Source organism: Halorubrum sp. SD690R (assembly GCF_005435035.1).
In the GTDB taxonomy this organism is placed as follows: Archaea; Halobacteriota; Halobacteria; order Halobacteriales; family Haloferacaceae; genus Halorubrum; species Halorubrum ezzemoulense.
Genome location: NZ_SGTV01000061.1, coordinates 1 through 7,960 on the forward strand (window position 1 = coordinate 1; position 7,960 = coordinate 7,960).

Annotated in this window: 7 protein-coding genes; 2 read left to right on the plus strand and 5 right to left on the minus strand. The window is 55.6% G+C overall.

The window, feature by feature from the left end:
* A partial coding sequence (locus EXE41_RS18070) for a PAS domain-containing protein (protein WP_158294442.1) occupies positions 1-376 on the minus strand: 376 nt, incomplete at its 3' end.
* A 29-nt stretch (positions 377-405) separates the two neighbouring features.
* Between EXE41_RS18070 and EXE41_RS18075 the strand changes: the two genes are divergently transcribed.
* Positions 406-1,878 carry a pentapeptide repeat-containing protein gene (locus tag EXE41_RS18075; RefSeq protein ID WP_137691728.1) on the plus strand — a complete coding sequence of 491 codons (1,473 nt, stop codon included), beginning with the start codon at positions 406-408 and terminating at the stop codon, positions 1,876-1,878.
* Positions 1,879-2,088: 210 nt separating this feature from the next.
* Positions 2,089-2,916, plus strand: coding sequence for a hypothetical protein (locus EXE41_RS18080; RefSeq protein ID WP_137691729.1), 828 nt, complete (start codon positions 2,089-2,091; stop codon positions 2,914-2,916).
* Between the two features lie 604 nt (positions 2,917-3,520).
* On the opposite strand, the gene EXE41_RS18085 is transcribed toward EXE41_RS18080, so the two are convergent.
* The 4 genes from EXE41_RS18085 to EXE41_RS18105 form a co-directional block, all read right to left on the minus strand.
* The gene (locus tag EXE41_RS18085) at positions 3,521-3,868 is read right to left on the minus strand and encodes a 3'-5' exonuclease (RefSeq protein ID WP_137691730.1); all 348 of its coding nucleotides are present in this window, start codon (positions 3,866-3,868) and stop codon (positions 3,521-3,523) included.
* A gap of 83 nt (positions 3,869-3,951) precedes the next feature.
* Complete coding sequence (locus tag EXE41_RS18090) at positions 3,952-4,860, minus strand: hypothetical protein (protein WP_241987289.1); 909 nt, start codon at positions 4,858-4,860, stop codon at positions 3,952-3,954.
* A gap of 319 nt (positions 4,861-5,179) precedes the next feature.
* A complete protein-coding gene (locus EXE41_RS19785) occupies positions 5,180-6,580 on the minus strand; it encodes a DUF6498-containing protein (protein ID WP_241987290.1) in 1,401 nt (466 codons plus the stop codon).
* Positions 6,581-6,896: 316 nt separating this feature from the next.
* Positions 6,897-7,640 carry a DUF4097 family beta strand repeat-containing protein gene (locus tag EXE41_RS18105; RefSeq protein WP_158294443.1) on the minus strand — a complete coding sequence of 248 codons (744 nt, stop codon included), beginning with the start codon at positions 7,638-7,640 and terminating at the stop codon, positions 6,897-6,899.
* Between the last annotated feature and the right edge of the window lie 320 nt (positions 7,641-7,960).

A 7,960-nucleotide genomic window follows, 5' to 3' on the forward strand; every position in this document is an offset into this window, starting at 1 on the left:
TGGTGGCGATGCCACAGGTGGCGTATACGGAGCCATTGTCAAACAGTGGGACAATCCGGGTGAGAAAGTACTGACGACCGTCGTCGGTCTGAATGACCTCTTCGATCTCGACCTGTTCTCTCGTCTCGTAGACTCTCTCGTTGTTCTGCTGAAATTTCTCAGCCACTTCCGCCGAGTGTAAATCTGCTGCCCGTTTTCCGGCGATGTCGGTATCGTCAGCAATGTCAAACAGGTCCCGATGATATTGATCCATATACACGTACTCGTGATCGGTGTTTCGAATCCACATCGCGGACTCAACGCTATCGTTGACATCCTCCCCGCCCTGAAGGGCGAGGATTCCCGAGCGTTGGGATAATAATTCAGCGGTACACATATATGAGACCCGGTAGATAGACAGAGCGAATGAGTGGAGGGTGGGGCCAGTGTTCGTTTACACTCAGTGCGGCTGAGGACAATGAGAGTCAGTACCGCTGTACCCAGCCGTCGATGTCGGATACAGGATTGTGCGTCTGGCACTGTCCAGAGAGTGAGCGGCCGACAGATGGATTTCCGGATACGGTTCCACCCGACACAAAGTTGCGTGGTGCCGAGCTCGCCAACGCGACACTCCGAGGGGTGGAGTTTAGTGCCGGTGTTGATCTCAGCGACTCGACCTTCGCCGGAGCGACGATCCGCGAGTGTGACCTTGCTCGGACAGAACTCGACGGGTGTAATTTCACTGATGCGTCCGTCGTCGCATCGACGTTCCAACAGGCGGAGCTGAGTGAGGCGCGACTTGATGGGTTTACTGCCATCGATTCGTCGTTCGAGGACGCAGTACTGAATCAGACAGTCGCGGACGCAGGGGTTGAGTTTCGTAATAGCAACCTCGACGATGTGGTGTTTACCCGAGCGACTGTCGATAGCCTCACACTCGATGATACCGTTGCTACGGGGATTGATCTGACGGAGACAATATGCGGGGCTATCAGAGCCACTGACACTGATCTTTCCGACGCGATACTCATCACGACCGATGTCGGTGATATTCGAGTTGAAGGGTGCCGCGTTCGAGGGGCGGTTATCCGACGGACAGCACTTGATACTGGCTCGTTCGCAATGTGTGATCTCCGCGATGCCACACTAAATGGGACATCCGCTGTGAGTGTCGAATTTGATGCTACGCGACTTTCGGGTGCTCGCTGTCGAGAGTGTACTTTTAATGACGCTAGCTTTCGTGGGGCTGACCTGTCCGGTACCGACCTTACCGATAGTGATCTTACAGGGAGTAGCCTCAAGAATGCCGATCTCTCAGGTGCGGTCCTCGATGGAGCAACACTACAGGAGAGTGATCTCAGTGGCGTTCGATTACAGGACGCGTCGATCAACCGGAGTACTCGGTTCCCCTCGCTGACCGAGCTTGAACAGAGGGGTCTCGAGGTTCCAGAAATGCTCGGCTTGTACCGAACGCTTGTGGGGTTGCTTGAGGATGAGGATCTAACTGACGCCGCGTTTCGGCGTCGGTCGGAGTACTACACACTCCAACGCAGACAAGCACAGCTCGACGGTCAGTACGGACGCTATTTCGGACTCCTACTGAACGGAGTGGTGACGGGACACGGACAACGGCCGGCACGGGTACTAACAACGAGCATTGTGGTGGTCGCCTATTTTGCGGTTGTATATACTACGATTGGGATCGGTGTGGTACCGGGAGAGACAGACCTCATCGGGGCGCTGGTGTTCAGCCTCCAAGCGTTTAGCCCCGGCGTAACGACGAGCGTAGTCGAGGCGACCCGGATCGGGACGATGCTCGTGACGATCGAGTCGACGATCGGCTTGGTTTTGCTCGGTGTCTTCGCCGTCCTCGTCGCCCAGCGATTACAGACACTCTGATCACTCATGGATGGTTCCTCTCTTCCCGACCACGCCGAAACGAGTACCTCTCTCCGAGAAGGTATTGAGGTGCTGATTTTGGAGTCGGTCGACTGGCAGTCGCTTCGGGATGGGCGGGTACCCAGTCAGATCGGGATCGGGATTGATCCCGCGACAGCGGTCACAGTTTCGCTCACTGCGCTCTCAGTCATGTTCACTGTCGTGTACACCATGTACGACCGCCGAGCGACGGAAGTGAACACCGCCCTCTCCGATGTTAGAGACGATCTCTACCAAATCGCATCCGGCTGTAAATTAATCGGGCGGGGGGCATCTATCGAGGTGGAGTGGGAGACTGTTCAGCCGTGGCAGCGGGCACAGGTGAGTGAGGAACTACGAGCCGATATCGCTGCGTTTGAGCGCGATCTCCGTGAATTCCAGAAATTCGACGCAGAACTTGAAGGAGAATTACGCGAAGCGATTCGAGAATCAGACGTTGACACGGGCATGCTGCTGCCGGAGCGACTCACGCGGACAAACGGCAGGCAAGCACAATTCAAAAACGCGTGTCGTGCGGATAATCTCGATGGACATTACATCCAGGATGTCGAATGGATCCACTTGTGCGGGCCTGCCCTGTTCTCTAGGGATTCACCGGCACAACTCCGTGAGGAGATCCGATCACAGATCGAGGCAACGGGTGCGGAACGGGATTTCAACATCGACTTCTGGGACCGACTGAATGACTCTTGGGCTGAACACCTCCATCGGCAACTGGAGGCGGGGAACCCAGTCCAAGGAGTCCTCAATGAGTTCGAATCTAACTTTCAGAGGCGCCGCGAATGGCGGGAGGATCTCATCTCAGAAGCGGATCGATTACACGTTCAGCTACAAGCCGAGACTTCCCGCTGGTACCCACGGTTGATGGTGGACATTACTAACCCGTCTGGAGGGTTCAATCGTAGCACTGCTGCCTTGGCTGACACCGAGAGCGACCCTGACAGTAGTGATGAGTCGAGTGGAGATGTTGAACGGGAGTGGGTAATGGAACGTGGGTGAAACAGGCCTCACGTTTGGGTGTCACCTCAGACGGTAGCACGTAACCCACAGACTGTTTTCGTAGCTTCAATGCGGGCTGCTCGGTGTGTAATGTTCGAGGACCGTCGAGGGATAGCCGACTCAAGGGTAGTCGGTGAAGAGAGGCGGTCTTCAGATGATCCGCGAGTTCTGTGGTACCGCGTGGATGAGTGGGAGACTCGCCCTGCCAAACTTATCGGTGGGTACCCACCAGCATTGAGTGCGTTCACGAGCTTGATGCCAGCGGTTTCGTCTCTTCGCAGATCGACTGTGGAAAGACCGTCCCCCGAAAGGGTTCTCAAGGCAGTTCTGTAGTAAATTCTCCGAGCACACCGAGCATAACTGGGTCAAAAGAGAGCCCTTGGTCAGCGTAGTAGAGCGCAATGTTGGCCTCAAGATCGGTTTTCAGGTAGTGGTCGAGGACCTCACGATACCCAGTGATCACTCGCTCATCACCAGTTGCGACGACGTCTAGAAATGCTGGCCCAAACTCGTCGCCGAAGCGGGAATTATCGAGCGGGACGCCGTTTCAGGTCGTCTTCGGGACCGGGTACCCGTAACTGTCGAGACAGTCTTCAAGCGAGGGTCACTTTTCGCCTGCGCCACACGCTGCCTTTCGATCAGTGAAGAGGTTGATATGCTGGCCCGATGTCTGGAGGGCTGGTGGTGACGGCGCCAGATCGAAGTGGGCGCATCGCTTGGCAAGAAAATCCATGTTGAAGTCGATCCCGTTGTAGCCCACGAGCACGTCGCCGTCGAGTTCGTCGATATAGCTGAACACCGTCGTGACGAGGTCCTGCTCGTCTGAGATTCCGTGATTGCTGCGGGCGAATGTCTCGTACTGGGCATCGTTCCCGGGCGTCTCTGGCTCATGGTGACCGACCCCCGATTGCGACCGTTTCACATGGACAACGCTGAGACCGGCGAGGTCCATGGCGGTCGGGAGACATGTCCGTTGTGGCCTCGACACCCCGAGGCCGTCAGGGTAGTAGGCTATCTGGGTAGGCAGAGCCGGTACTACCCGGCAATGGGTCGCTCGTCTTGGTCGAAACCGCCGTACGAAAGGTCCGCGGTGTACACCTTCCCATCGTAGCGCACCAGCCAGGTGCCATCGTAGCTGTCGGCCTCAATCGCCGACTCCGCCGAGAACTGGTCCATTATCGACTGGAACGACTCGTCGTCGGTGCCCTCGGCGTAATAGACACCGTTGATCGCCTCGTTCATTACTGACCGCTCGCCTTCCGAGAGCCCTGACAGTCTGAATAGATGCTCATCGCGAAGCTGCTGCGCGTACGCGTTAGTGCTTTCGGCGACCCTACCGACGGTGTAACGGTACCGAGTCAGGGTTTCTTCTCTGCGTTCCTCCAGCACGAAGGGGTAGACGGTGCCATTGTACCGAACGGCGCTGTACTCGCCGGACAACAACACGCTCTCGTTGGTTTCTGACATTGTGTACTCCTCTGGGATGGCGATTTCGGGGCCGGGACTGAGCCGGGGCTCACGCTCGCTCATAGCCGTGAGTAGATTACCCAACAGTCGGCGGTCACGCTCTGAGAGTTCCTCGAATCCGACGGTCTGGTCGGCTGGCGCCGTCCCGTTGAGATCGACGCCGACAGCGAATGCGGTCCCGGGCCCGGTGCCGGTGACGTTCCAGTCGATCTCGTAGTAGCTGCCCTCGTATGCGAGCGGTAATCCCCGTTGGACCGGCGGATCAGTAGCCGTGGCTGTCCCCGAGCCATTCTCGATCGCCTCTCGAACCACCCGTCGGTCGTCGGGGGCCGGACTGTCCACGACGGCCGGCCGGCTGGCGGCTTCTGCTATCTCCACGTCGTTCGCGGCCTCCATCGACAACGATCCTGTTGCTGAGCAGCCTGCGAGCGCCACTAGCGCCAGTAAGCCGAGCGCTGCGAGCGCTTTCCGTTCCATATCAGAAGTCGTGCTCTTTCTGCCAAATAGCTGGGGGCCGTGTTACACATCCCGCAACAGCAGTGGCAAACATAATCCCGCTAGACAGGAGGGGCCGCCCACCGGAGTCAAATGGCGGTAGCTACGAACTACACAAAAGGCCGTAAACTAGTGAGCGTGAGAACTTTTCGCACTGTGGGGTTACAGTTGGATGCCAGGGAACGACGGGAGCGGTGTCGGGAGAAGTGGTTGAACGATATCTTGAGGAGATAAAACATGGGTCGAGTGTCTGGCTTTCCTTCGACTCCGGTGGGTCGATGAGCTTGCCCTCGCAGATCATTCAGATTCGAGCGAGCATCGCATATATGAGGACGCTGAGTAAAATCATAAAAAACGGTGCGATCAACACCATGACAGCCGCCATTTCTGCGCCACTCACCTGAGGGGAGCCAAGCAGCAGTAGTGGAACGCTAAGGAAAACTAGTGCCAACACGAGTGCGGCACCCACGACTGCGGGATCCTGCTCAGGGCGTTCCTCGTGTCTGATCGGCAGATCAAGTGTCTCGGTCGCGTGGTCAAGATCAGCGACAGGACCAAACTGAACTGTGTTTGTCGGGGCTGTCTCAACGTTTGAAATCTGTAGCGTTCCGGTACCGAATAGGCGGTCAGGAATGGCGTTCTTGATTTCAAACCGTGCTCGCGAGTGAATCGGAACCAACCACTGTGGCGCATCAAGTACGGTGTCGTACGCGACAAGCATCTCACCACGCCGTTGGTACTCAATAGTGCCGTACCGGAAGTAGTAGCTCCCGGCGCGGATAATAAAAATTCCCAGTAGCACGGTGAGGCCAATGCCGACCCACAAAAAACGCGCTGTAACTATTGCGGCGACAACACCAGCCAGCAGCAGCGCAACACCGCGATTAACCACCGTGAGTAGTATCGTGGTGGTGCTTCCAAGTAGGACAGATTGCGGGCTGACTGTCACTCGCGCCTCAACCGGCTCATCCGGGAGGCTTAGCTCTGGTTGTGACCGACTAAACTCACGGTCAGCACTGAGTCGGTCAAAGAACTCCTGAAATGCGCTTGCTATTGGACCGGTGGATTCCCACGATACAGCGAGAATTGTCTTAACGATCACAAATCCTCCAAGCACAGTTACTCCGGCTGATTGGCCCATTGACAGGGCAATTACCCCCAAAAACATCACCCCAAGCGTGAGCTGGGACGGTTGTTGTAGAATTTCACGGGCGGACACATTCTTGTATGTCTTGGCTCCCAGATACTCACGGTAAAACTCAATGCCGTGTGCGACTATGAGGGCACCAACACTTACAGCGACCTCCCAAGAAAGCGCTATCGATGTCTCAACCAGCACCCAGGAGAGTATCGTAATCGGCAGTATGGTAGAAGCCCAAATACCGAGGATTGACAATGCGAAGGGCACATTACGGGGATATATTGGTGGAAGCGTTGGGAGAGGGCGCCAACCACCTCGTTTGTGCCGTAGTTCATGAAGGGGTTCTCGTTCTCCGACAACATCGGGGGATCCTTGCTTTGCGAACAACGACTTTAGCACGCCGAAGAGGACCGTACTAAATGCTTCAATCCAGTAGAGCAGCAAAAGAGTCCAAACATTCCAATCGCCATAGACTATGCCAGCCAAAGGGAGCAGATTTGTGCCGATGATCACAAGATCTGTAGCTGATCGGTTCGGTACCGTGGAGGGCACACCGCGCATATCGCGAATTATTTGCTCGTGGTAGATATGTTCCCGTGATTTGCTCGATGTTTACGTGTTTGTCGTGGCTGAACTCTCCGGGTTCTCGACTGACTGACTCGACACAGATGATATCTTACCTATTCATTCATAGATGTGTAAAGCACATGAAGAGACAGCACCGAACTCCCGGCAATTAGGCCGGCTATTCCACCATAGAGCGGAGCGATCTCCAAGGAGGGAGCAATCAAATACCCGCTAGCAAATCCTAGCGGGTCAAAAACTACTGCGAGGATTATCAATTGAACCGCAAGGTCCTTCGATTGGAACCACCTGATCATTCGTTTCTCTCCCTACCGCGGATAGTAATATCACCGTTCGTAGTAGTTGCTGTAACACGGTGCGTACCGTTTCCAACCATCCGGTCGACCGCTGACCCAGACTCAATTAAATCTGCTTGGAACCCGTTGATTGTGGTGTCGCCATTGGTTGTGTCAAGCGATATTGCTGGCTCCGTGGTTGCTGGCAGGGTAATTGAGATATCACCGTTTGTGGTGTCGGTCTGGACTTCAACAAGTTCAGATGCTAAAAGTGTGATATCACCGTTTGTTGTATCGGCAGTGACGCTCTCGGCCCCGCTAGTTTCTATATCGACATCACCGTTCATCCCCTCAGCAGTAAGGTGTAATCCTTCAGGAACGGTCAGTGTCAGATCCATCTGTAGCGGGGACGAACCGAAGGGAAGGAAGCCACTATCCCCCGTGTCAACGGTGAGCGACAGGCGATCGTCGGATTGGTCGGCTTGTAGCGTGATGCGTTCTAGATCATCTTCGCTTGCTGCCCGCTTTGTGCCGTTGAGCTGGATCGTCTCACGCTGTGTATCACGAATCGCAATGTCACCGTTTACGCCTTGGACATTAATTTCTGAGATGTCGGTTCCTTCATACTCTCTGTTAACCGTAGTTTCAGCCTCGAGAGATCCGGACGTACATCCTGCGAGAGTGGCAGTTCCGGCAGCGATACACGCACCAAGTAGGTTGCGTCTCGACAGTCTTTGTCCCGCCCAGTCAGGACTGCTCATACGGGCCCATGGCATACATCGATAATAAATCGGCTACTCGTGTCTCAGGCTCAGAAGCACGTACTCGCAAACCGGTGGGTGGCTGCTTAGCTATTGACCTCTTCCACGCCCTGAAGGACGTGGAATCCGTCCACCGGATTCGGGCTGTCAGTGCCCTTTGGTTTCAACCCGCCTCATGGGGAACCCCCCAAACCATTCGTCTTTAGCTAAGCCTCACACCTTGGTTGAGTAGCGGTAGCGAGCGTCTCTTGTAAGATCGGTCGTTGCTGGTGGATCTTCTGTGCGTCTTCGATCAGCCGCTCCAACAGCGGCGGTGGTGA